Genomic DNA, 23568 nt, shown 5'->3' on the forward strand with positions numbered 1-23568 from the left:
CTTTTTGCAGCATCGGTCTCTCTACTTCTGAGAATTTCTCTATTCCAACTTCTCTCTGTTTTCATAAAGTTCTATAGCTCTTAGGAACCTTTCCCCGCCAGAAGCTGTCTGATCATAAATGAATCCATGTAATTCCGGATGATTTTCATCAATCCAGCTTAGGAGTTGAGTTTTATTTTTTTCCCAAACCGTCTCATTAAAATTCAGATATTCTATTTTAATGGTATTTATCCTGCCATTCCTGAACTTAAAGATCTGGTTTGTAATAAATTCTTCATTCTGAAGAAATGCGATTCGCTTATCTATCTTTGAAACTTTTGCTTTTACCAGGTCATTTTCCTGTTTTATCTCAAGTATTTCGTATTCCGGTTTGAAAACCGAATCCCATTTCAAAAATTCCTTGTAGGATCGCCGCGAATAATCCTGATCATATCCACCTTCAATAACCTTAAGACTATCAGATAGCCATGCATAGTCCGGTAAACTTTCTGAATTATTAAGGGTATGGAAGTATTGCCTCGTCAGTTCAACCCGGTCCACATCCTTTACGGTGGATTTACAGGATATCAGGCCTAACGTGATGAATACCCAGAGATAGAATAGTTTATTCATTGATACTTTTGATTCCGATGGAATTTATTTTGAATAAATATAACGGTTTGGGTTGATATAAAATGAAAATAAGAACAATCTGATGATTTTTTTTAAAACCGAATTGCAGTCTGCTGCCTCAAGGCTAAAAGTATCATCTTCATTCTTTGTCATTTCGTAAGCATCTTCAAGCATAGGTGTAAAATCTTATTTCGCATAAGTTTAATTCGTGCTCTCAGGGCTTTTCAGCTTTTTCATATCAATAGACTCGAACCAGTTTTGTCCGTCAATATTTAACTTATAAGTGTTGAGCAAATATCTTTCCCTGATCACATTCTCATTGTATGCTGATAGCATTTCCTGGTTTACGTCTATGATAAAACCCATATCCAGATTCTCGTCAGCAAAAATTCTATAAACTATTTTCTGATCCAATTTGAAAGGTTTGTTTCTAATAATCTTTGAAACTTTATTTTCTATATTTTCAAATGCAGTTTTTTCAGTTTCCACATAGATCGTTTTATTCGCACTAATAAATACATTGACAAAGAATGCCTCAGATTCAGAATTTGGATTTTGAGCTGAAACCTGGTTAGAAACAAATAATAGCAGTATTAAGATACTCAGTTTTTTAAACATAAAATAGGTTTTTTGATAATTGAAATACCGAATTTAGCCAGAAAGTTAAGTAAGGGAACAAGCTATTTTGAATTCATGTATTCATACTTGGTCCAATTATCTGGAAGCTGATTTACGATCTCAAGTTTATTGGAGGTTATGGTAGGCTTAACGCGAATTACCTTGACCGAATCTGTCACATTTACTTTGTGATCACTTTTCATATTTACCACATCCAGGTGCCTTATATTAAAATTGTGTTCTCCCTCTGTAAGCATGATAACCGCATAATTTTTAGCTCTTAACTGCCCCAGGTTTTTATCATCTAATTTTATATTCAACCTTGATGTATTATCTGAAGTATGAAGAATATTAGCGTCGTTATAAATTAGGACTTTACCATTTCCAAGATCAGAAAGCTTAATGTCATTATTTTCTATAATGATCAAATCATGTTCGGTTGGTATAGGTTTTAGTCCGCAAGAAGTAAGGCATAAAACAGTAATGGCTAGAATTATTTTTGATTTCATCGATTTTATTTTAAATGGGTTATAAATATACCTAAGTTTTTCTATTCTGAAATTTTCTAAAAAGATCTATAACTAATTCATTCAGAAGTGAATTGGCGTAAGGAGGCATACAAACAATTACTTTCATTTACGCCATTAGCAGTGCAAAAATAATGCAGCGAGATACTGTTATTAATGCTGTGTTTTAATAGAATTTATTTGATCTCGCATTAAAATTAGACAAATCTGGCCTTGTTTCAATTACAATGTATTCTTCTTTTTTTGATAGAACTTTATCTTTCTTATAGCTATCAGTTTGCGATCTACGAATTCCAGTGGTAAAATCGAGATTCTCATAAAATACTTTGCCACGTCCGTTCGATTCTACGAAATTATATTCCATTAATTTAAATTTTCCTTCTCTAAATTGAAACCTATGTTCAAAATGTCCACGTAATAATTCATGTTTGATCCATAAATTATTTTTGACGATATCGACTTCTGAAAACCTGTTTCCTCTATCTATACCGCCTGGTAGATCTGGGAGAATAGCATTATCGGTTTGTAAAACCAGCTTCATATTTTTATCATTCTGCCCAAAGAATATTTGGAGTCGACAGGGTCTTATTTTGCTGATCGTATCTTGAGTAACAGCAACAGAATCTAAGATTTTATCTTTATTGATTTCTCCGGTTTTGGACATCACAAAATGATTGAAATTAGAATCATTTTGAGCGAAACAATTAAAAATAGGAATTAGAATAAAAAGAAATATTAAGGTCGGATTTTTCATAAAGAATTATATACAACGGTCGGTTAAGGCTCTTAAGCGGGTTGATTACACAAGTTGTTATTATTTGCAATTATAATTTATAATAGACTATTCTAATTTCAAGAATGATCCGTCTACAAATTCAACAAACTCTATGCCTCTGCCTGAGGATGAATAAACTATTGTTTTGATTACCCTGTTTTCTTCGTTGGAAAATATATAAACATCATTGAATTGAAAATCAATAATTGTAGTGTCCTTCCTGGCCTGTTGAAAATCATCCATCGCAATAGTATAGTTTTCTAAATTGAAGCTTTCTACTGAACTTTCATTTTCAACTTCTAAATAACTTAATCCGAAAAATTCTTTACCGAAATTGGAAGACATTTCAATCTGTACAGAAAATCCTGGATTTTCAAAGTTTATAAAATTTCTAAGAGTTTCATATTCATAATACTGACAACTGTCGGGACCCGGTTTTTCTGTTTTTGTTTCTAATATTCGTGGCTGCGTGGAAGCTATGCTGCTTTGACCTAATTCATTAATATAATTTAGTTCTTTATAATCTATAAACGGAACTATCGATTTAGCATTCTCACTTAATTTATATGCTGCAGTCAAATCTTCATTACAACAACTGGAGGTTATGAAGCATATAATGAGGCTACATATTTTAAATAATGAGAAATAAATTTTATTCATAAATTTTTAATTTCTTTTTACTTCGCTGAATTTGATCCAAACGCTATCGTATATCACCAGTTTGTGGAAGGCTGGACACGAATAGGCTTGACCGTGAAGTTAATTATTTTCTGTCTAACGGTGCCGGCTATGGTAATCAATATTTGTTGGAACAGCTTATGTAAACGAATAGCACGATTTATAATATTTTAATTTAAGCTTTCTTTATTGGAATTGATATTCCGAATGCAATAGCTCCTGAAAACTGTTCCACGGCTGGATGATAAAAGTATGTGAAACTTAAATCAAAATTATGTTTTGGACCTAATTCTAAACCTAATGAAAATGGTATATGCATCAGAACACCATTTTTTGATAAGTTTGTTAATGGTGTTATTGTTTCAAAATTGCCAATGGAAGCACCTATTCCTAATTCCAGATATGGAGCTACCCAAGGAATAGGGGCAGTTATTCTTCCTTTACCCCCAATTAATAAAGCTTTTGAGGTCGTTTTGTATAATTCATTATCGGAATTCTCATATGTTAGAAATAATCCCATATAAGGTCGTAGATCTATCCAATTTTTCAAATCGAAAATATATTCTCCTTGTGCAAAGAACCCAGAGCCATCTATATCAGTTTCATCGTAGGGAGCGGAAATTCCATATCCGACTGATAAATTTAAATTTTGACTTTCTTTAGTCTGACCAATTGTCTCATGAATACCCAAAATGATGAATATCAGTACGCAAGAGTATGATTTAAATTTTTGCATTTTTTGAGATAAGTTTTTCAATCATAAACATACATCAAATTTTGTTACAACGGTTAAGGTTATCGCAAGTTGCAGGAGTAGAGAACGTGCAATTGTTTGCTTAGTAATGATTTGTTGGTCAGGTTAATAATTTTAGCCCGAAACCTATCACCAATTCGTTTTAGCAATGTGCGCTTGGGTATTCATCTTTCTCCTGAAGATTTCTTTAATTATTTCTATTTTTTTTGGAATTGTAAACCTGACCTGGTCGCAAAACCTTTTTCGTTTTCAATGCATCTGATTTTGGAATTAGAGGAAGTTTAAAAACAGCTTAACAGACATCTTGAATTTCTAAATGAAAATTTCGATCAATAGTAGTAAAAAAAGAAAGTCACCCATTTGGGTGACTTTTTCTATAAGAGATGAAAATTTTAATTTTAGGACTATAGATGTTCAAAAGTCGCATATTCCAGTTGGAGAACAGAAGACTCCGCCTCTTCAAATTCCTGCAGGACCTCCTTATACTCGTTATGTGTTTTTAATACAATTCCATTGCGGTGAGCTTTCAGGGTAGAAAAGAATTTTACTTCAAACCAAACTTTATTTAAAATTTCATGTTCTTCGGCCGTTAGAGGCTTTTTCCCATCAATAATATTCTCCATTTTTTTACGGGCTAAATTTTGAATTTCTTTCTCAGCATTGGCACCGGTTGGCATGTTTCTCAATACTCCAATCATATAAATTATTTTTCCGAAATAAACCTTTTCTACATATTCATCTCCGTATTTTAATTCAAATAGTTCAGGATCCTGTGCCATTTCTTCACTAAGAGATTTTCTTTCTTCAGATCGAGGAAGAAAACCGTTACTGCCTTCTTTATATTTATAATTCATTACTAGAACCTCGCTCTCTTTAACCGGGTATTGTTCAATGATAGATTGATATAGATCTGAGTTAACCGCAAGTTTCGAAGCAAATGTTGTGCGATCGAAATTAATATGGAAATAATCGTAAAAATAGCGAAATGGATGAATTTCTTTGATAGGATCTGTACTGTTTTCCCAGATAGGACTATGGAAAAAAGCCTCATTTAATTTTCTATAATTTCCTTCAATATTCGAAAAAGGATTGATCAGCGGAACCTGGTTATCGGTTAACATCGTGGAACCGAGACCTTCTGTATATGGATATGTTTCCTCCAGAATCGTTTCGCCGTCTTTCTTGACAGTGACTGTTCTGGTTTCCGCATTTTTATCAAAAACTGTGATACTTGAACTACTATCGTCGGCACTGTTGAATTCTACCATTACAAGATTGCCAGCTTCATAACTATAGACGGATGTTCCTTTCTCGCTATATACTATTTTTTCAGATGGCAGGCCGTTCTTATAATCTGTTTTGAACCACAGTTCGCCTTCGGGCGTATAATATTTAGACCAAAGCGGCTTATTGTCATCACTTCGGCTTACTTCCATGTAAAGATGATGCTGCGGATAACTGGAATATACCTTCGCTGTCTTGATAAAACCGTTCTCATAATATTCAAATTCAGAATAAGGTGTATCTTCTTCGAGAGAGTAATCAGTATATCGAGCTTCCTTAATCCAACCATTAGGATAAGTGCTTTCAACCTGGAAATAATCATCAGATTCTATAGAATAATCGGTTTGGGGAATACTTTCTTCCTTCTGGCAGGAAGACAATAAAACGGTAACTGCCAATAGCAGCGATCGGGAAAAAAAATTGTTCATTTAAAGTTGAAATATTGGGTATTAAAAAATATGTAATAGAAACAATCTTTTTGAAGATTGCTTATTGATGAAAAATTTATGAGAAATGAATTAATGAATGGTTTTTCGAATTGTAAATGAGATTTAAATATAGATATTAAATTTTTTGGTTCGAATCCTTTTAAAGATGTTTAAAGGTTCAAATGGTTGCGTCAAATTTTCGAAAAATCTTAAGTAGATACAGGTTTATGGTATAATTCACTCGTTCCGAGTATTTTGCTGTTTAATTTTTATTTTCTTACTAACACTGCCGCCTTTTTAGCGATTAACCGTTTTTGTACCCAGTTTAAAATAGCTCTATTCTTGATTTGAAAGTTTTAGAACCAGTCAGTTTATGAGTTATTTTATCAATGAGTTGTTTATTGATTGAATAAAAACTGAATATTAATATTCCCATTATTAAATAAACAAAATGACCAACTTCCATTTTAGTTAATATTTCCTTTAGAATCAGCGCAAATGCGTAGGTTAATAAAGTATTTACTAGACATTGAAAGAATGATACTATAAAGGAAAAGTTCGTTCTTAGATAGTAAAATACAATTGAACTTAGAGCTATTGATATTTTAATCAGTTCTAAACCAAAAGTTTTTACCGAATCTGGAGTTACTAATAATATTACGGCCATAATTAAAAATAAGAATAGCGATAAAACTAGGTTGGTTAAGAATGTCACTTTTAATGAAATTTTTTGATCCTCTTTTTTAACTTTTGAAAACGGTTTTTTCATTTTTTTAATTGTGTACAACGGTCTAGGTTATCGCCAGTTGGTGGAGTATGAGACGCGGATCTGTCGGTTTAGTATTTTAGTGTTGATCAAGTTAATTATTTTCTTACTAACGGTACCGGCTATTGGAGGTTAACCGTTGTTGTATGCTGTGTTTTTCGCAGTATTTTTATTTCTTTAATTGAGATACCGAAATTGAGTCAGAGTTATATATTTGGATTGATAGATCATTTGATATATGTCTCCACCTACTGAAGCCTTTAAAAATGCCTTCTTCTCTCCATTTATTTTTGTGGTAAAATAAAAGTTCTATCTCATTTTCATAATCATTTTCAATATTCCTAACAATGTTCCTTCCTCTAAATATAACAGTCCTTTTTTCATTAGGTGCAAGTGTGTCAATTTCTGATTTAGCATTTCTTCCAATTATTTTAATATTAGCGATTCCTTCAGAAGTGCGATTCTGAATTTCTACTAACATTTTATTATTTCTATATTCGAAATTACTTCGCAAATGTTTACCGATAAAAAAGCAGAATATTAATGTTAGGATTTTTATACTTGACTGTTTAATCCCATTGACAAATCCAAAATTATAGAAATTATAAAGGAGCAAGAATAAGAAACTTATGATAATTAATGGAAGAATTATATATATGAAAGCGTAACCAATTAGCAATCCATTTTTAATGATCTCCAATCCGAAATAAGCAATTATTAGTATCAGAGAAATAATTAAGAGCGAGTAAAAAATCCACTGTAATATATTTATAATTTTCTTCATCTATTTTTTTGAAAAATAAAGCACAACGGTCCCGGTTATCGCCAGTTGGCGGAGTAAAGGACGCGGATTTGTCGGCTTAATATTGGCTCTTTGATCAAGTTAATTATTTTCTTTCTAACGGTGCCGCTTATTGGCGATGAAACGTTGTTGTGCGTAGTATTCTAACCTTAAACATAATTTTAAAGTTTTGAAAGTTGTTTTTCTAAATCTGGGTTGGAAGGTCTTATTGCATCAGCATCTATAATTTTGCCATATTTGTCAATTAAAATAAATCTTGGAATTCCACTAATTCCATAATTGTTTTTAAATGTTTCATCTTGAAATGCAATTAATTGAATACTTTCATTTAAATCTTTATCATCTAAAAATTTCTTCCAATTAGCTATTTTATCTTGCTTGTCAATAGAAATAGAAACAAAATTCACATCAGGAAATTTCTTTTGAAGTTTTTTTAAAAAAGGAATTTCTTCTATGCATGGTGCGCACCATGTTGCCCAAATATCAATGTAGGTAGGATTACCTTCAAAATCTTTCAAGGATACTATATCGCCTTTTTGATTTTGTAATTCAAAATAAGGTGCCGAATTTCCCTTTTCTAATCTTTTGAGTGCAATGTAAGTTTGGTTTATCTCTTCTTTAAAAGTATTGTCTTGGACAGCTTGAGTGACAATTTCATGGATTTCGCTAATTGAATCATCTAGATTTAAACCAAGTCGAAGTCCATGTTTGATTAAATCGTCTTTCGTTTCTCCTTTTTGAAAGTCCTTATTTATTTCGCTCAAATACGCTAGCTTAAATTGCCCGTTATAATTCGATAGCTTTTGTTTGGCCAACCATTCATAATAAGATTTAACTGTAGTTCTATAAGTCTGTGAATTTTGATAGTTATCAGGATCTGAATAATTAAAATTTTCAACTTTTGCCACATAATTCTCTGAAACCGTAAAATCTGGATTATTTGTTAAATGAGAGTGTATTTGTGGGTAAAGAAGTAGGCTATTTTGATATTCAAATTTTAATTCATTACTCTCTCTTTCTCTAAAATCTTTTCTAAGATCAGCCGTTTTTAAAAGAAGAGACTTTCTTCTTGCATTTATGTTAAGCAAAAATTCATTTTCGTTAAGTTTATAGTCTACATTTTTTGATAATTTTTTTTCTAAGAGATATGTGTTGATTTCATTAGTTTCTCCATTATACTCAACTGTATTTGGAAAATCTTTAGCGTCTATAAAGATTTCAATTTGATCATTTTTTTCGATAAATAACGGAATAGAATTTTGACCAAGTGAAAGAAGATAGTAACCATTTTGATCTAAACTAAGAGTATCTTTTAGTATACAAGAATTGCTTGGAATCTTTCTTTCGTATTGAAAATCATATCCGGAAATAAAGATTATTTCATTTTCTGCATTGTCAATTTTAATGTCTATCCTAGTAAATTCTTTCTCATTATCGCATCCAATAAATATTGAAAAGACGATTAATATGATTATTTTGAAATTCTTAGTCATTAAATCATTTTTGAATATTATGCACAACGGTCTCGCATAACGAAAAGTTGCGCGGAGTTTTGGATGCGAATTTGTCGGCATAACGGTTTTGTTAGTTATGGAAACTAATTTAGTTCTTTTCTTTAAAACCCGCCATTTGCGGTATGCGTTGTTGCCTACAGTTATTTTGGTTCAAATTGTGATTGACAACTATAAATTTTTATCTTTTAAATCTAATAAAAGTCTATGAAAAAAATTTCAATTCTTTTCTTGCTGATAAATTTGTTCTTTTTGTCCTGTTCCGACGATGATGTTATTGATTCTAATAATCAACTGAAAATCGAAAAAACCAATTTAATTGGAACTTGGAAATCAATAGAAACTAGTGATCATTCGGGGAGTGAATTCGAACTTTTTAGATTAATAAATCAAGATGATCAATATAGTTTAACCTTTTTGTCGGACGACACTTTTATTAATACATCTACTCCACTATGTGATGGGATATATTTAGTGGAGCAGGAAGACAGACAATTAATCCTAAGTTATGAAGCAGCTTGTAGCACTTCTCAGAGTTCTTCTACTATATCATCACTTACTATTAATGAATTAATCTTAACAAGATCTGGTGGTGATGAAGCTTTCAAAATTAAATTTGAAAAAGAATAAAAACTAAATATTATCTCCTTCAAAATTGAGTTCATTACTAATTTTAAAGCATATTCCTAAGAATTTTTATAGAAAACTGCTGTAAAATAATTGTTGGCACGTTTTATATCAAAACTAAAATACACTTTTAGAAGTCTATGTTCCGGGATAACACCAGTTTTTTATAAAACTACTCTTTTTATTGTAATCTAACTCTTAAGCATGTCAATTTTAGATTTCTAAGGGCTTTCCCTTATTTAATTCATCTTTCTTTATAAGCAACAGGTTTTATTCTCTCTTCGCAAGGATAAATTTTTAAATTTGCATGCAACGATAACTAAACACACAACAAAAACAACACAACATGCCTGCAACAGAAGCTAAGATCTTTAACTGTACCCAAAGCCGTGAACTGGCTGAAAAGATCGCTGAATTTTACGGATCCAAACTGGGGAATGTGATCACCTCCACTTATAGTGACGGTGAGTTCCAGCCTTCTTTCGAAGAGTCGGTTAGAGGTTCCCGCGTTTTTATCATCGGTTCCACCCATCCGGGAAGCGATCACCTTATGGAGATGCTTTTAATGCTGGATGCTGCAAAAAGAGCTTCTGCACGTCATATCACCGCGGTAATGCCTTACTTTGGCTGGGCAAGACAAGATCGTAAAGACAAACCTCGTGTGCCTATTGCTGCAAAGATGATCGCCAGTATTCTGGAAACCGCCGGGGCAACACGAATCATTACAATGGACCTGCATGCAGATCAGATCCAGGGATTCTTCGAGAAGCCGGTAGATCACCTGTACGCAAGTACTGTTTTTCTGCCTTACCTTAGAAAACTTGGTTTGGATAACCTTACCATTGCTTCACCAGATATGGGTGGTTCTAAGAGAGCCTATGCCTACTCTAAAGCACTGGAAAGTGATGTGGTGATCTGTTACAAGCAAAGAGCAAAGGCCAATGTTATCTCGCATATGGAACTCATTGGTGATGTTACCGGGAAGAACGTGGTGCTGGTAGACGATATGGTAGATACTGCCGGAACGCTTACCAAGGCTGCAGATCTTATGATGGAACGCGGAGCCAAAAGTGTTCGCGCCATCTGTACACACCCGGTACTTTCAGGAGAAGCTTATGATCGTATTGAAAAGTCTAAACTCCAGGAATTGATCGTGACAGATTCTATTCCGCTAAGACAGGAAAGTCGTAAAATAAAGGTGGTGAGCTGTGCTGAACTTTTTGCTGATGTGATGAAGCGTGTTCAGGACAATGAATCTATCAGTTCTAAATTCATTATGTAATCCTGTTTGCTGAAATTCGTTTCAGTGAGCTTGTTATATTTAAGAAATCTTATTGCCGGTAAGATTCTGGCTGCGCTCACGTTCATTCTTGTTCACAGCGTATATTTCCAGTTTTTTACCGGTCACTTTTTGAAATAGCTTCGATTTTTGCTGCGCTCCCCAGATCTCCAGTTCGGGGTCGCCCATCGTGCTCAGGTAGAAATGCACTTTATCCTCGTGATTCTCAATTTCCAGTTGTTCTACGTTTTGATAATGGCTGCGGTCCAGTCCGTCGGCTACCCTCAATAATCCCGAGAGTTTCTTCACCTTTTTCCGCAGTGGTTTTTCCAGTTTCTTGTATAGGAAATGTTTTTTCTTTGGAAAAGACCTTCTATGATACCTGGCGACATTGGCCATGATATTGATCTCGTCTTCCGTGAATCCGCGCAGGTCTGAATGTATGATGAGGTATAAAGCGTGCTTATGATGTTTGCGATAAGAAATATAATAGCCTATATCGTGCATTAAAGCAGCATATTCCAGCAATTCCCTATCCTGTTCTTCCAGACCCAGTTCATCCCTGAATTCATCGAACAACTGCAGCGCCATGCTGGCCACGTGTCTGGAATGCGGTTCCATCCAGTTGGTCTTTCTAAGCAGTTCGTAAATACTTCTTTTTCTTGGTTCCGGGTAGCTTGCCACCATGTCAAGTTTTGGGCGTTCCTGCTTGATAAAGTTCAGGATCATTCCATCCCGTAAAGCCGCTTCTGAAATTTTGATGGTTTCAATATTAAATTTTTTGAGGATGTATTTTACCAGCACCATTCCCGGGTTGATAATATCTATTCGCTTTTCATCCAGTTCGCTGATCTTTTTTCGCTTCTTGCGATCCAGCTTGATAAAATCCTTGTAAAGTTCTTTAAATTCTGAAGCCGGAAAGCTAAGTTCGTTCAGGCTAAGGTTTGCGGTATGCGAATTTCTGTTCGCCACCATTGCCCCGATATTTTCCATGGTTCCAGATGAGCCTATCATCTTAGTTACCCGGTATTCTTTCAGGATCTTTTTGATCTCTTTCAGCTCCTCTTTATAATGCGCCCGCAGGCTTTTGATCTCATCTTTGGTAATGGGATCGTTCTTTACGAATTTCGCCGCCATTCTCGCCACTCCCAGTTTCAGGCTTTTATGGTACAGAAATTCTTTGTTGTTCCCAATGATGAATTCTACGCTACCGCCACCAATATCCATCATAAGCACCATTTCATCATCCATGGCGATGCTGTGTCTTACCGCGTATCCAATAAGTTCTGCTTCCATTTTTCCCGGGATCGCCCTGGCATGGATGCCAATTTCCTGCTGAATTCGTTGTATAAGCTCACCACCGTTCTTGGCTTCTCTTATGGCACTGGTGGCAAAGGCAAGTATTTCCTCAACTTCCTGACTGTCGCATAGAAATTTGATGCGTTTTAAAGCTTCTAGCCCACGTTGCATTGCTTCCTCGCTCAGTTGATTTTCCATTCCTTTTTCTGCGAGGATCACCATTTCTTTTAATTTATCTATAGTTCTGAAACTACCGTCTGGATAGATATCCACCAGCACGGCATGAAAAGAATTGGTTCCAAGATCTATCGCGGCGATTCTTTTTGTAGAGGTGGAATTGTCTTGTTCGGTTTCCATTTTTGAATGGCTTCTGTTGATTGAATTAGTTAAACCTTCAATTTACTGAAATTAGCCGGGGAAGGATGGTAAGGTTTTGTGAAATAATTCTTTAGACGGCAGTTTTAGTACTTGAAGATCAAATGCTAACCTGAATATTTTCAGATAAAATTGCGAATTTTGAAGCCTTCAGAAAAACAAAGCTGTCTTACGCAGAACTTTTTAAGCTACAGGGTTTTATAGATAAATAAAAAGACCTACTTTTGCAGCCTGAAAATTTTTATGCAAATGGAGGCGGTTCCCTTGAACTTGACAACATTTGTTAACTTAAATCATTTATAATGAAATCAATTACGATCAACGGATCTAAAAGAGAAAGCGTAGGCAAGAAGGCAACGAAAGCTCTACGTAATGCTGGACAGGTTCCTTGCGTATTGTACGGGGTAGAAGGTGATCCACTACACTTTGCAGCAGAGGAAATCTCATTCCAGAACCTAGTGTATACGCCAGACGTACACACAGTGAAAATCAAATTAGGAAGTGGTGAATCTTACGCAGCTATTCTTCAGGATATCCAGTTTCACCCGGTAAGTGATGCGATTCTGCATATAGACTTCTACCAGATCTTTGATGATAGACCAATTACTATGGAAATCCCAATCCACACTGAAGGTGTTGCAAGAGGGGTTAAGAACGGTGGTGTATTAAGATACAACCTTCGTCGTCTAAAAGTAAGAGGATTGCCAGGAGATCTTCCAGATTATATCGTAGCTAACGTGACTAAACTTAAGATTGGTCAGAAGCTTTACGTAACTGGAGTAGATAGTAAAGACTATGTGATCCAGCACCCAGATAACACTGTAATTTGCCAAGTTAGAACATCTCGTAACATCGTTGAACTAGAAGATGATGAAGACGAAGATGAAGTAGCAGCAGATGAAGTACCAGCAACTGAAGTTGATGATCAGGCAGCTGTTAAAGAGGGAGAAGATAAAGAGTAAACTTCTTTAAATAAATTCAAAAAGCATTCCTTGGTAGGTTTTTCCTATTTCGGAATGCTTTTTTATTTCAAGCAACTTTTCCTTTTTTACTGTTTTATGCGGAAGAGGAAATAGAAATTAAAACTTCGGTTTTCAGCTTTCTGATTTAAAAGTATCTGATTAATTTTATCTTTACCAAAACACTAATTGGATGCTTTCATTCTTCGGAAGGGTTTTAGGAAAGAAAGAGACCGGGGAGAAAATAGATCCCATGAAGAAATTTTTGATCGTTGGCCTGGGAAATATTGGCCCTAAATACGAAAATACCAGACATAACATAGGTTTTAAGATCCTGGACGAGCTGGCTCGGGAAAAGGAGGTGAACTTTGAGACTCAAAAACTGGGTGATGTGGCAAGCTTTAAGTTCAAAGGCAGAACTTTTGTGATGCTGAAGCCAAGCACTTATATGAATCTTAGCGGGAAAGCCGTGAATTACTGGATGCAGAAAGAGAAGATCGCTATAGAAAACCTGTTGGTGGTCACAGACGATCTTAACCTTCCTTTCGGAACCTTGAGATTAAAGACGAAAGGCAGCGATGGAGGGCATAACGGTTTAAAGGATATCCAGTCACAGCTGAATACTACGAAATACAATCGATTCAGATTTGGGATTAGCGATGAATTCTCTAAAGGAAACCAGGTGAATTATGTGCTTGGAGAATGGAGCGAAGAAGAAGAAAAAGAAATGCCGGAACGTTTGAAAAAATCGGCTGAATTGATACAATCTTTCGGAACCGCAGGAGTTTCCAATACAATGAATACATTTAACGGAAAATAGCAGAATTTGAAAGAGCATAAAGGAGCAAACTCATTCATAAGTGAACGCCAAACGGTGGTTACTATTGGTACTTTTGATGGAGTTCATGCAGGACATAGAAAGATCATTGAAAGACTTGTGAATTCTGCTCACGCCAATAACCTGGATTCTGTAGTACTTACATTCTTTCCGCATCCAAGAATGGTGCTGCAAAAAGAAAGTGGTATTCAGCTTATAAACACCATAGAAGAACGTAAAAGATTACTGGAAGGTACCGGCATAGACCATTTGGTGGTTCATCCTTTTACCCACCAGTTTTCCAGACTAACCGCACTGGAATTCGTACGTGATATTTTGGTGAATAAACTTAAGGCGAAGAAGATCATTATTGGGTATGATCACAGGTTTGGTAGAAACCGTACTGCAGATATCAATGACCTGAAACAATTTGGTGAAGATTTCGGTTTTGAAGTAGAAGAGATCACTCAGCAGGATGTAGAACAGGTTGCCGTAAGCTCAACGAAGATAAGAACTGCTTTGCTGGAAGGCCGTGTGGAAAGAGCTAATATGTACCTGAAACATCCTTTCACCCTGAATGGGACTATCGTTAAAGGTCGTGGCATAGGGAAAGATCTTGGTTTCCCTACGGCGAATCTTGAAGTGACTGAAGATTATAAACTCATCCCAAAGAATGGTGTTTACGTGGTAAGAACCGAAATTGATGGGGAAGCCGTACACGGGATGATGAATATTGGTACCAATCCAACCGTAGGCGGAAAGGAAAAAACCATCGAATCAAATTTCTTTGACCTGGACAAGGATCTCTATGGTCAACACCTGGAGATCGAACTACTCGTTAGAATTCGCGATGAAAAAAAGTTCGCTTCTGTAGACGATCTTAAGGTAGCCATGAAGCAAGACCAGGCATTTTCCAAACAATACATAAAAGATAACCATGCTTAACAGATGGCTGTTCAAACAGGTTGATAACTCTGCACTGGTAGTATTCCGTGTGCTATTTGGTTTGTTGATCGCTATCGAAGCATTTGGTGCTATCTGGACCGGCTGGATTAGAAGAACACTTATAGAGCCATCGGTCACTTTCAATTTTATAGGCTTTGAATTCCTGCAGCCTTTACCCGGTAACGGAATGCTTTGGTACTATGCTGTGATGGGAATCTTTGGCATCTTCGTTATGCTGGGATTTCGTTACAGGATGAGCATTATTTGCTATGGGATCATGTGGTCTGCCGTCTATCTGATGCAAAAATCATCGTACAATAACCATTATTATCTTTTAATGTTATTGTGCTTTATAATGAGTTTTCTGCCGGCACATCGCTGGTTTTCACTGGACGCCAAATTTAGACCCGGAATAAGTAAAATATCGATGCCTCGTTGGGTCTGGATTGTCATCGTTCTACAACTCTGGATCGTCTATACCTATGCTTCTATCGCCAAGATGTATCCCGACTGGCTTGATGGTAGTTTCCCGGCGCTTCTAATGAGGTCTAAAGACGATTACTGGCTGGTAGGAGAGTTTCTTCAGCAGGGCTGGATTAGATATGCCATTGCTTATTTCGGGATTTTATTTGACCTCTTGATTATTCCATTGTTACTCTGGAAAAGAACGAGGTTGCCTATATTTCTGGCTGCAATATTCTTTCACCTTTTCAACAGTTTTATATTCCATATTGGGATCTTCCCGTATATGTCCCTGGCTTTCTGTATTTTCTTCTTCCCTTCAGAAAAGATCAATAAATGGTTTTTACGGAATAAGAAAGAATATTATGATAAGGGAGAGATCGTTATCCCTTCATACCGCAATATTCTAGTAGCCGGAATGGCGGTCTGGTTCGTGATCCAGGTCTCATTACCATTAAGGCATTGGTTCTTCCAGGATGACGTGCTCTGGACAGAAGAAGGCCATCGTTTAAGCTGGCGTATGATGTTACGCGGTAAAAGCGGGAGAGCAGCTTTTAAAGTGGTTGAAAAAGGCAAAACAGACACGATTTATGTTGATAAGAAGAAATACCTCTCCAGGAAACAATTGCGATCTATCTCTACAAAACCAGATATGATCTGGCAATTCGCCCAGCGACTTGAAAAAGAATATGCTGAGCAGGGCAAGGAGATAGAAGTATACGTTGAAGGTAAAATAAGTGTGAATGGTGGAGAATACAAACCGCTTATAGATCCAAAAGTAGATCTGGCTGCAGAAAAGTGGCAGCATTTTAAACACCACGACTGGATTCTTCCTTCCAATTCAGAGTAAATATCTTGCCTGCTTTTGTTACATTTGCGGCTTAGAAAAAATATGAACGGTAAATAAAACCCGGCCTTATGTTACAGGTTTCAAATATTGCAGAACATAAAGAAGAATATATTAAAGCCCTTAAAAAAAGGAACTTTAATGCTGAAGATATCTTTGAACAGGTTTTAACCCTTGACGAGACCAGAAGGTCTACTCAGGCAAAACTGGACGAGACGCTTGCGAGCTCCAATAAAATGTCCAAGGAAATTGGAATGATGTTCAAGAACGGTGAGCATCAGAAGGCCAATATGCTCAAGGAAAAGACCGGGAAACTTAAAGAAGAATCCAAGGAGCTTTCTGAAAAGCTGAATTCTACAATCGTGGAACTTCAGGGGCTTCTTTTTACGATTCCTAATATTCCTCATGAATCTGTTCCTGCAGGGATAAGTGAAGACGATAATGAAGAGATCTTCAAGGAGGGTGATGTTCCCGTATTAGCTGAAGGTTCGCTTCCGCACTGGGAACTTGCCAAAAAATATGATATCATAGATTTTGACCTGGGGAATAAGATCACCGGGGCTGGATTTCCTGTGTATAAAGGAAAAGGAGCAAGGCTTCAAAGAGCTCTTATCACATACTTTCTGGATAAGGCTTCTGAAGCCGGTTATACTGAATTCCAGGTGCCGTTGATGGTAAATGAAGCTTCCGGTTTTGGTACAGGTCAGTTACCAGATAAGGAAGGCCAGATGTACCACGTGACGGGAGATGATCTTTACCTGATCCCGACAGCTGAGGTTCCCGTAACTAATATGTTTCGTGATAACCTGATGGATGAAAAGGATTTTCCGGTGCTTTGTACAGGTTATACGCCTTGTTTCCGAAGAGAAGCTGGTTCTTATGGCGCACACGTACGCGGACTTAACAGGCTGCACCAGTTCGATAAAGTTGAGATTGTAAGGCTGGAACGACCTGAAGATTCTTACAAGGCTTTTGATGAAATGCTGGAGCACATCAAGGGACTTCTAAAAGACCTTAAATTACCATACAGAATTTTACGCCTTTGTGGTGGAGATCTAACTTTTACTTCAGCGCTTACTTATGATTTCGAGGTGTTTTCAACTGCTCAGGATAGATGGCTGGAAATAAGTTCAGTTTCAAACTTTGAGACTTATCAGGCGAACAGACTGAAATTGAGATACAGAACAAAAGATAATAACAAGGAACTTGCTCACACATTAAACGGAAGTGCACTTGCATTGCCGAGAGTACTGGCTGGAATCCTAGAGAACTATCAAACCGAAGAAGGTATTAAAGTACCTGAAGTTTTAGTGCCTTACTGCGGATTTGACATCATAGATTAATCTGTCTATCACCATATTAAAACAGCGCAAATGTTTATATTTACATATGCGCTGTTTTGTTTTTATAGCTTTATGGTGGTTAGCCGGATGTGGACTTTATGCTCAAAGTGAACAGCTGGCCAGGAATTTTTTTGATCAGGGTGAATATGAAAAGGCCTTAAAAGTATACCAGAAACTTTACGAGGAAAATCCCGCAAATCCTGTTTATTTCAATGGCGTAGTCTCTTCTAACCAGCAAATGGAAAACTTTGAAGAAGCTGAAAGGCTTCTCATGGAGCGTCTTAACCGATCGGCAAATAATCCTTCTATTCTTATTGAATTAGGGCACAATTTTGAACTTCAGAATGATGAGGCAAGATCTACTCGTTTTTATGATGAAGCGCTACAGTCTATAGAAGGCAGACCCAATTATGCCTATTCCATCGCTCGTGGTTTTGAGCAATATAATCTGCTGGAATATGCTGCCAAAGCTTATGAAAGAGCAATGGAAATGAGCACAGACCGCAATTATAACCTTCAGCTGGCGCGTATATACGGTGAACAGGGAAAGATAGAAGAGATGTTTAGCAACTACCTGGATCTTATTGAGGATGACATGAAATTCTACGGGATCGCAAACAGGGAGTTTAACCGTTATATTTCTGAAGACCCGCAATCTGAAGCCAATATCATTTTTAGAAAGCTTCTGCTGAAAAGGCTTCAGGAGGAACCACAGTTATTATACAACGAAATGTTGAGTTGGCTGTTTATTCAGCAGAAAGATTTTGACAAGGCTTTTGCCCAGGAACGAGCGATCTTTAAAAGAGGAGAAAATTCTTTGCAGGGAATTTTGAATCTTGCTGTGCTGGCTCGTGAAGCAAAAGAATATGAAACCTCCAAAGAGATCATTTCTTATGCTATTGAAGAATCTCCTTCCCGAACTTTTAATCTGCAGGCACGTCACTTCTTATTGAAAATAGAACTGGAAATCGCAGGTAAATCTGATTTGGCAAAAGTGGAAGAAGATTTTAAAACCTTGCTGGATGAATATGGTTATAATATGGAAACCCTGGATATTCAGATAGATTATGCGAATTTCATGGCTTTTCGACAGGATAGAAATGAAGATGCGATCACACTTCTAAAAAATTCAGCAGATATAACTCCTGATAATTTTAACCTGGCCAAAGTGAAAATGGCCTTGGCAGATATCCTCGTAGTTCAGGAAAAATTCAATGAGGCATTGATCTATTATTCCCAGATCCAGAACCTGGTAAAGAACGATGTCATTTCCCAGGACGCCCGCTTTAAAGTGGCAAAAACCAGTTATTATAAAGGCGATTTTAAATGGGCAAAGACCCAGCTCGATATTTTAAAATCCTCCACTTCACAGCTTATTGCTAACGATGCGATGGAACTTAGTTTGCTTATTAGTGATAATTCCCTGGAAGATTCAACTCAAACAGCTTTAAAGAAATATGCCAAGGCAGATCTGCTGGCATTTCAGAAAAAAAACCCTGAAGCCATTCAGGCGCTGGATTCTATCCTAGTTAATCACAAAGGGGAGAAGATCGAGGATGAAGCTTTATTGAGTCAGGCGAAATTATACGAGGAAGAGCAGAATTTTGAGAAAGCCGAAAAGAACTACCTGCAGATCATCGATTCTTTTAACGATGATATACTTTCAGATAACGCGCATTATTTCCTGGCAGAACTCTACGCGAACCAACTTCAGGATCCAGACAAGGCAAAGTCGCTTTACGAGCAAATTATCTTTAACTTTGCCGACAGTATTTACTTTGTAGAAGCACGTAAAAAGTACAGGATGCTTCGCGGAGATACGATAGAGTAATTCCGAAAAATAAAAATTCAGCAATGATCATATATAACGTAACCCTTAACGTACAGGAAGATATTCACGACAATTGGCTAAAATGGATGAAAGATGAGCATATTCCAGATATGCTGAACACTAAAAAATTCACCAAAGCGCTGATGACACGCGTAATGGTACAGGAACCAATGGGAGGAATCACTTATTCCGTGCAATATACTTCTGAAAGCAAAGAAATGCTGGAGAGCTATTATGAAGAAAATGCAGAAGAACTTCGCTCAAAATCAAAAGCCTTTGATGGTAAATTCGTAGCTTTTAGAACAGAACTGGAAGTGATCACAGAGCAATAATCACTGCTCAAAAATTCAAATATGAAAAATAAGAACCGCGCTCCTCAGGGAAACTCATCTGATGTACGAGCAAAGAAACATCTGGGACAGCATTTCCTTACCGATGAGAATATCGCGGCTAAGATCGCTGACACACTTAGTTTTCAGGGCTATGATAAAGTTTTGGAAATAGGCCCGGGAATGGGAGTGCTTACCAAGTATCTTCTGGAAAAAGAAACTGAAGTTCATGTGATAGAGATAGATACCGAAAGCGTGGAATATCTTGAAAGTCACTATCTACATCTTCGCGGAAGAATACATGAAAAGGATTTTTTAAAGCATGACCTGGGGCAGATTTTCAGAAACGAACAGTTTGCTGTGATAGGCAACTTCCCTTATAATATTTCCACCCAGATTGTTTTCAAAGTTCTTCAAATGAGAGACCAGATTCCGGAGTTTTCCGGAATGTTTCAGAAAGAAGTGGCTAAACGTATCTGTGAAAAAGAAGGAAATAAGACTTATGGGATCTTGAGCGTGCTTACGCAGGCATTTTATGAAGCAGAATACCTTTTTACGGTGCCGCCTTCGGTATTTAATCCGCCGCCAAAAGTCGACAGCGGAGTTTTAAGACTAAAACGAAAAGAAAATTTCAGCCTGGATTGCGATGAAAAATTGTTTTTCAGGATCGTTAAAACTTCATTTAACCAGCGCAGAAAGACCCTGCGCAATAGTTTAAAAAGTCTTAATCTTCCTGATAATTTGAGGGAAGATGCTATCTTTGGCCTTCGGCCGGAACAACTCGGTTTCCAGCAGTTTATAGAACTGACCAAAAAAATTGAGCCGTATGCAGTTTCAAATAAGTGATGAATTAATAGATAAGATCCAGTACCTCATTGAAGAAAAGAACGATGAGGAATTGTTGCTGCACCTTGAAGACGTGCACCACGCTGATATTGCTGAAATTCTAACTGAATTGAACCTGGAAGAAGCCACCTACCTGGTGAAGCTTCTGGATAGTGAAAAGACGGCCGAGGCTCTTATGGAGCTGGAAGAAGGGGTAAGAGAGCGAATTCTTGAAAACCTTTCAGCTAAAGAGATCGCCTCAGAGCTTAATGAGATGGATACCGATGACGCGGCAGATATCATCTCTGAACTTTCCCTTGAATTACAACAGGACGTAATTTCTGAAATGACCGATGAGCAACACGCCGATGATATCGTGGAGCTATTGCGTTATGATGAAGATTCTGCCGGTGGTTTGATGGCGAAAGAGCTGGTGAAAGTCAACGAGAACTGGAGTGTGACCGGTTGTATGGCAGAAATGCGTAAACAGGCCGAGAACGTGACCCGTGTACATTCTATCTATGTGGTAGATGACAAAAATAAATTAAAAGGTAGGCTTTCTCTAAAAGATCTGCTTACCGCATCGAGTAACGCCAATATCAGTGATATTTACATTCCGCAGGTAGACTTTGTGAACGTTCATACCGAAGGAGAAGAGGTGGCTCGTATCATGCAAAAATATGACCTGGAGGCTATTCCTGTAGTAGATGAAATGAACCGACTGGTAGGTAGAATTACCATTGACGATATTGTAGATTTTATCAAGGAAGAAGCTGAAAAGGATTACCAGATGGCTGCAGGTATTTCTGAAGATGTAGAGGCAGATGCCAGTATCTGGAGACTTACCCGTGCGCGTTTGCCATGGCTTATTCTCGGACTTTTTGGTGGATTAGGTTCTGTATACGTTATGAAGAGCTTTGATGAAGCTCTTTCAAATTATGTAGAGCTATTTTTCTTTACGCCGCTAATCGCTGCGATGGCCGGAAATGTTGGAGTGCAATCAAGCGCGATCATCGTTCAGGGTCTCGCAAATGATAATCTAAAAGGTAGCCTGTTCAACAGGTTATTAAAGGAAGTGGGATTAACTCTTATCAATGGTATTGCCCTGGGAACTTTGGTAATTATTTTCGGGTACATTGTAGGACAGCCACAGATCGTAAGTTTTACCATCGCTCTGGCTTTATTAACCGTGATCATCATTGCTGCGTTAATTGGTACTTTTGTACCTATTATCCTCGATAAACAGGGAATAGATCCCGCGATCGCTACCGGGCCTTTTATCACCACCAGTAACGATATTTTTGGGATTTTTATCTTCTTTTTTCTGGCCAAAACCATCCTGGGATTCTAGAAAGCCTTGCCTATTTTTCGGGGGCTGAAAATCATTCTTTAAATTTGTAAGTTCCGTTTTCGCTATCTGGCTGAAACTACGGAGAATGCTATTTTATTACTAATTAGAAAAAGAAAAGAATATGATTATTCTGCATGCCGACACGAATCATCCAACGTTGATGAGAAAGCTTGAAGAAGCGGGGCATCACAATATTGAAGGTTACGAACAGACAAGAGAGGAAACTCTTCAAAATCAACATTTATATGACGGGATCGTAATTAGAAGCCGTTATAAAATAGACAGAGAATTTATTGATGCAGCACCAAACCTAAAATTCATCGCAAGGGTGGGTGCAGGTCTGGAAAGCATCGATGTAGATTATGCTGAAGAAAGAGGAATAAAGCTTTTCTCTGCTCCTGAAGGGAACAGAAATGCTGTGGGAGAACATTCCCTGGGAATGCTATTATCGCTCTTCAACAGGCTCAATAAAGCTGATAAAGAGGTTCGTGAAGGGCTGTGGCAAAGAGAAGAGAACCGCGGAGTGGAACTTGATGGTAAAACCGTAGGTCTCATAGGATACGGGAATATGGGAAAAGCCTTTGCGAAAAAACTGAAAGGTTTTGAGGTAGATGTGATTTTTTACGATATCAAGGAAGGAATTTCAGATGGAAATGCACGCCAGGTAGGTTATGATGAATTTTTTGAGAAAGCCGATGTGGTAAGCCTTCATATTCCGCTTACTGAAAAGACCGAGCATATGTTCAATAAAGAATTCATCTCGAAATTTAAAAAGCCATTCTGGTTTATCAATACCGCCAGGGGAAAGAGCGTGGTGACCGCAGATCTTGTTGAAGCCTTAAAACAAGGAAAGGTTTTGGGAGCAGGACTTGATGTTTTAGAGTATGAAAAAGCCTCGTTCGAAAGTCTTTTCGGAAATAAGAAGAATGTTTCCATAAGCGCTGCAGATCCAATTCCGGAAGCCTTAAGAGAATTGATGTTTATGCCGCATACATTGCTAAGTCCGCATGTTGCGGGTTGGACCAAAGAATCTCATGAAGGCCTGGCTACGGTGATCGCAGATAAGATCATAGCTACTTTTGGCGAGGGTGACGAGAAATAATTTCAATAGTATGAAAAACAGGGTAACAGGTTTAGGCGGATTTTTCTTTAAGTCCAAAGATCCAGAAAAGTTCAAGAATTGGTATAAAGATCATTTGGGTCTGAATACAGACCAGTATGGTTGTACATTCTGGTGGAAAGATAAAGAAGGAAATGATTGCTCTACACAATGGAGCCCAATGAATGAAGATACAGATTATTATCAACCTTCAGAGAAGCAGTTCATGATGAATTTCAGAGTTGAAAACCTGGAAGAATTACTGAAAGTCCTGAAAGAAGAAGGAGTTGAGGTAGTTGGCGAAATGGAAACTTACGATTACGGTAAGTTTGGATGGATCATGGATCCTGAAGGGAATAAGATAGAATTATGGGAACCTGTAGATATAGTTTTCCTAGATCAGCAGGAGGAGAAGTTATAGGAAT

Annotated in this window: 24 protein-coding genes; 13 read left to right on the top strand and 11 right to left on the bottom strand. The window is 37.0% G+C overall.

The features are described from left to right. Positions 1–39 precede the first annotated feature (39 nt). The 10 genes from RE431_RS00465 to RE431_RS00510 form a co-directional block, all read right to left on the bottom strand. Positions 40–612 (bottom strand): hypothetical protein, encoded by a 573-nt coding sequence (locus tag RE431_RS00465; protein WP_309559994.1) that lies wholly within the window; start codon positions 610–612, stop codon positions 40–42. A 201-nt stretch (positions 613–813) separates the two neighbouring features. Continuing rightward, positions 814–1230 carry a hypothetical protein gene (locus RE431_RS00470; protein ID WP_309559995.1) on the bottom strand — a complete coding sequence of 139 codons (417 nt, stop codon included), beginning with the start codon at positions 1228–1230 and terminating at the stop codon, positions 814–816. Between the two features lie 62 nt (positions 1231–1292). Beyond that, positions 1293–1739, bottom strand: coding sequence for a hypothetical protein (locus RE431_RS00475; RefSeq protein ID WP_309559996.1), 447 nt, complete (start codon positions 1737–1739; stop codon positions 1293–1295). A 184-nt stretch (positions 1740–1923) separates the two neighbouring features. Then, positions 1924–2421 carry a hypothetical protein gene (locus RE431_RS00480; protein ID WP_309559997.1) on the bottom strand — a complete coding sequence of 166 codons (498 nt, stop codon included), beginning with the start codon at positions 2419–2421 and terminating at the stop codon, positions 1924–1926. A 177-nt stretch (positions 2422–2598) separates the two neighbouring features. Continuing rightward, the gene (locus RE431_RS00485) at positions 2599–3192 is read right to left on the bottom strand and encodes a hypothetical protein (RefSeq protein WP_309559998.1); all 594 of its coding nucleotides are present in this window, start codon (positions 3190–3192) and stop codon (positions 2599–2601) included. A 193-nt stretch (positions 3193–3385) separates the two neighbouring features. Further along, complete coding sequence (locus RE431_RS00490) at positions 3386–3946, bottom strand: hypothetical protein (protein WP_309559999.1); 561 nt, start codon at positions 3944–3946, stop codon at positions 3386–3388. Positions 3947–4368: 422 nt separating this feature from the next. Continuing rightward, positions 4369–5676, bottom strand: a complete 1308-nt coding sequence (locus RE431_RS00495) for a hypothetical protein (RefSeq protein WP_309560000.1) — start codon at positions 5674–5676, stop codon at positions 4369–4371. 325 nt (positions 5677–6001) lie between these two features. Beyond that, positions 6002–6445 carry a hypothetical protein gene (locus RE431_RS00500; protein WP_309560001.1) on the bottom strand — a complete coding sequence of 148 codons (444 nt, stop codon included), beginning with the start codon at positions 6443–6445 and terminating at the stop codon, positions 6002–6004. A 166-nt stretch (positions 6446–6611) separates the two neighbouring features. Continuing rightward, entirely contained in the window at positions 6612–7226 is a 615-nt protein-coding gene (locus tag RE431_RS00505; RefSeq protein WP_309560002.1) for a hypothetical protein, read from the bottom strand. 179 nt (positions 7227–7405) lie between these two features. Next, complete coding sequence (locus RE431_RS00510) at positions 7406–8737, bottom strand: TlpA family protein disulfide reductase (protein WP_309560003.1); 1332 nt, start codon at positions 8735–8737, stop codon at positions 7406–7408. A 225-nt stretch (positions 8738–8962) separates the two neighbouring features. Here RE431_RS00510 and RE431_RS00515 point away from each other — a divergent pair, with 225 nt between their 5' ends. Together RE431_RS00515 and RE431_RS00520 are read left to right on the top strand one after the other, a co-directional pair. Beyond that, positions 8963–9385: a hypothetical protein gene (locus tag RE431_RS00515; protein ID WP_309560004.1), complete on the top strand. Its 423-nt coding sequence runs from the start codon at positions 8963–8965 to the stop codon at positions 9383–9385. Between the two features lie 343 nt (positions 9386–9728). Then, the gene (locus RE431_RS00520; protein ID WP_309560005.1) at positions 9729–10664 is read left to right on the top strand and encodes a ribose-phosphate pyrophosphokinase; all 936 of its coding nucleotides are present in this window, start codon (positions 9729–9731) and stop codon (positions 10662–10664) included. A 39-nt stretch (positions 10665–10703) separates the two neighbouring features. On the opposite strand, the gene RE431_RS00525 is transcribed toward RE431_RS00520, so the two are convergent. Continuing rightward, entirely contained in the window at positions 10704–12317 is a 1614-nt protein-coding gene (locus tag RE431_RS00525; RefSeq protein WP_309560006.1) for a Ppx/GppA phosphatase family protein, read from the bottom strand. Positions 12318–12637: 320 nt separating this feature from the next. Here RE431_RS00525 and RE431_RS00530 point away from each other — a divergent pair, with 320 nt between their 5' ends. From RE431_RS00530 to RE431_RS00580, 11 genes are all read left to right on the top strand, one after another. Then, positions 12638–13297 (top strand): 50S ribosomal protein L25/general stress protein Ctc, encoded by a 660-nt coding sequence (locus tag RE431_RS00530; RefSeq protein ID WP_309560007.1) that lies wholly within the window; start codon positions 12638–12640, stop codon positions 13295–13297. 190 nt (positions 13298–13487) lie between these two features. Next, entirely contained in the window at positions 13488–14114 is a 627-nt protein-coding gene (gene pth / locus RE431_RS00535; protein ID WP_309560008.1) for an aminoacyl-tRNA hydrolase, read from the top strand. Between the two features lie 6 nt (positions 14115–14120). Next, entirely contained in the window at positions 14121–15056 is a 936-nt protein-coding gene (locus RE431_RS00540; protein WP_309560009.1) for a bifunctional riboflavin kinase/FAD synthetase, read from the top strand. Further along, the gene (locus RE431_RS00545; protein WP_309560010.1) at positions 15049–16368 is read left to right on the top strand and encodes an HTTM domain-containing protein; all 1320 of its coding nucleotides are present in this window, start codon (positions 15049–15051) and stop codon (positions 16366–16368) included. Before RE431_RS00540 ends, RE431_RS00545 begins: the two co-directional genes overlap by 8 nt. 68 nt (positions 16369–16436) lie before the next feature. Beyond that, positions 16437–17708, top strand: coding sequence for a serine--tRNA ligase (gene serS / locus RE431_RS00550; protein WP_309560011.1), 1272 nt, complete (start codon positions 16437–16439; stop codon positions 17706–17708). A gap of 46 nt (positions 17709–17754) precedes the next feature. Beyond that, positions 17755–19539 carry a tetratricopeptide repeat protein gene (locus RE431_RS00555; protein WP_309560012.1) on the top strand — a complete coding sequence of 595 codons (1785 nt, stop codon included), beginning with the start codon at positions 17755–17757 and terminating at the stop codon, positions 19537–19539. Between the two features lie 23 nt (positions 19540–19562). Beyond that, complete coding sequence (locus RE431_RS00560; protein WP_309560013.1) at positions 19563–19871, top strand: DUF4286 family protein; 309 nt, start codon at positions 19563–19565, stop codon at positions 19869–19871. Between the two features lie 21 nt (positions 19872–19892). Beyond that, positions 19893–20714: a 16S rRNA (adenine(1518)-N(6)/adenine(1519)-N(6))-dimethyltransferase RsmA gene (gene rsmA, locus RE431_RS00565; protein WP_309560014.1), complete on the top strand. Its 822-nt coding sequence runs from the start codon at positions 19893–19895 to the stop codon at positions 20712–20714. Then, positions 20695–22044, top strand: coding sequence for a magnesium transporter (mgtE, locus tag RE431_RS00570; protein ID WP_309560015.1), 1350 nt, complete (start codon positions 20695–20697; stop codon positions 22042–22044). The genes rsmA and mgtE overlap by 20 nt, the downstream gene beginning before the upstream one ends. A gap of 121 nt (positions 22045–22165) precedes the next feature. Continuing rightward, the gene (locus RE431_RS00575; protein WP_309560016.1) at positions 22166–23146 is read left to right on the top strand and encodes a 2-hydroxyacid dehydrogenase; all 981 of its coding nucleotides are present in this window, start codon (positions 22166–22168) and stop codon (positions 23144–23146) included. A gap of 10 nt (positions 23147–23156) precedes the next feature. Next, entirely contained in the window at positions 23157–23564 is a 408-nt protein-coding gene (locus RE431_RS00580; protein ID WP_309560017.1) for a VOC family protein, read from the top strand. The last annotated feature ends 4 nt before the right edge of the window (positions 23565–23568 follow it).

This window comes from Christiangramia sediminicola (genome assembly GCF_031344135.1).
GTDB classification, from domain to species: Bacteria; Bacteroidota; Bacteroidia; order Flavobacteriales; family Flavobacteriaceae; genus Christiangramia; species Christiangramia sediminicola.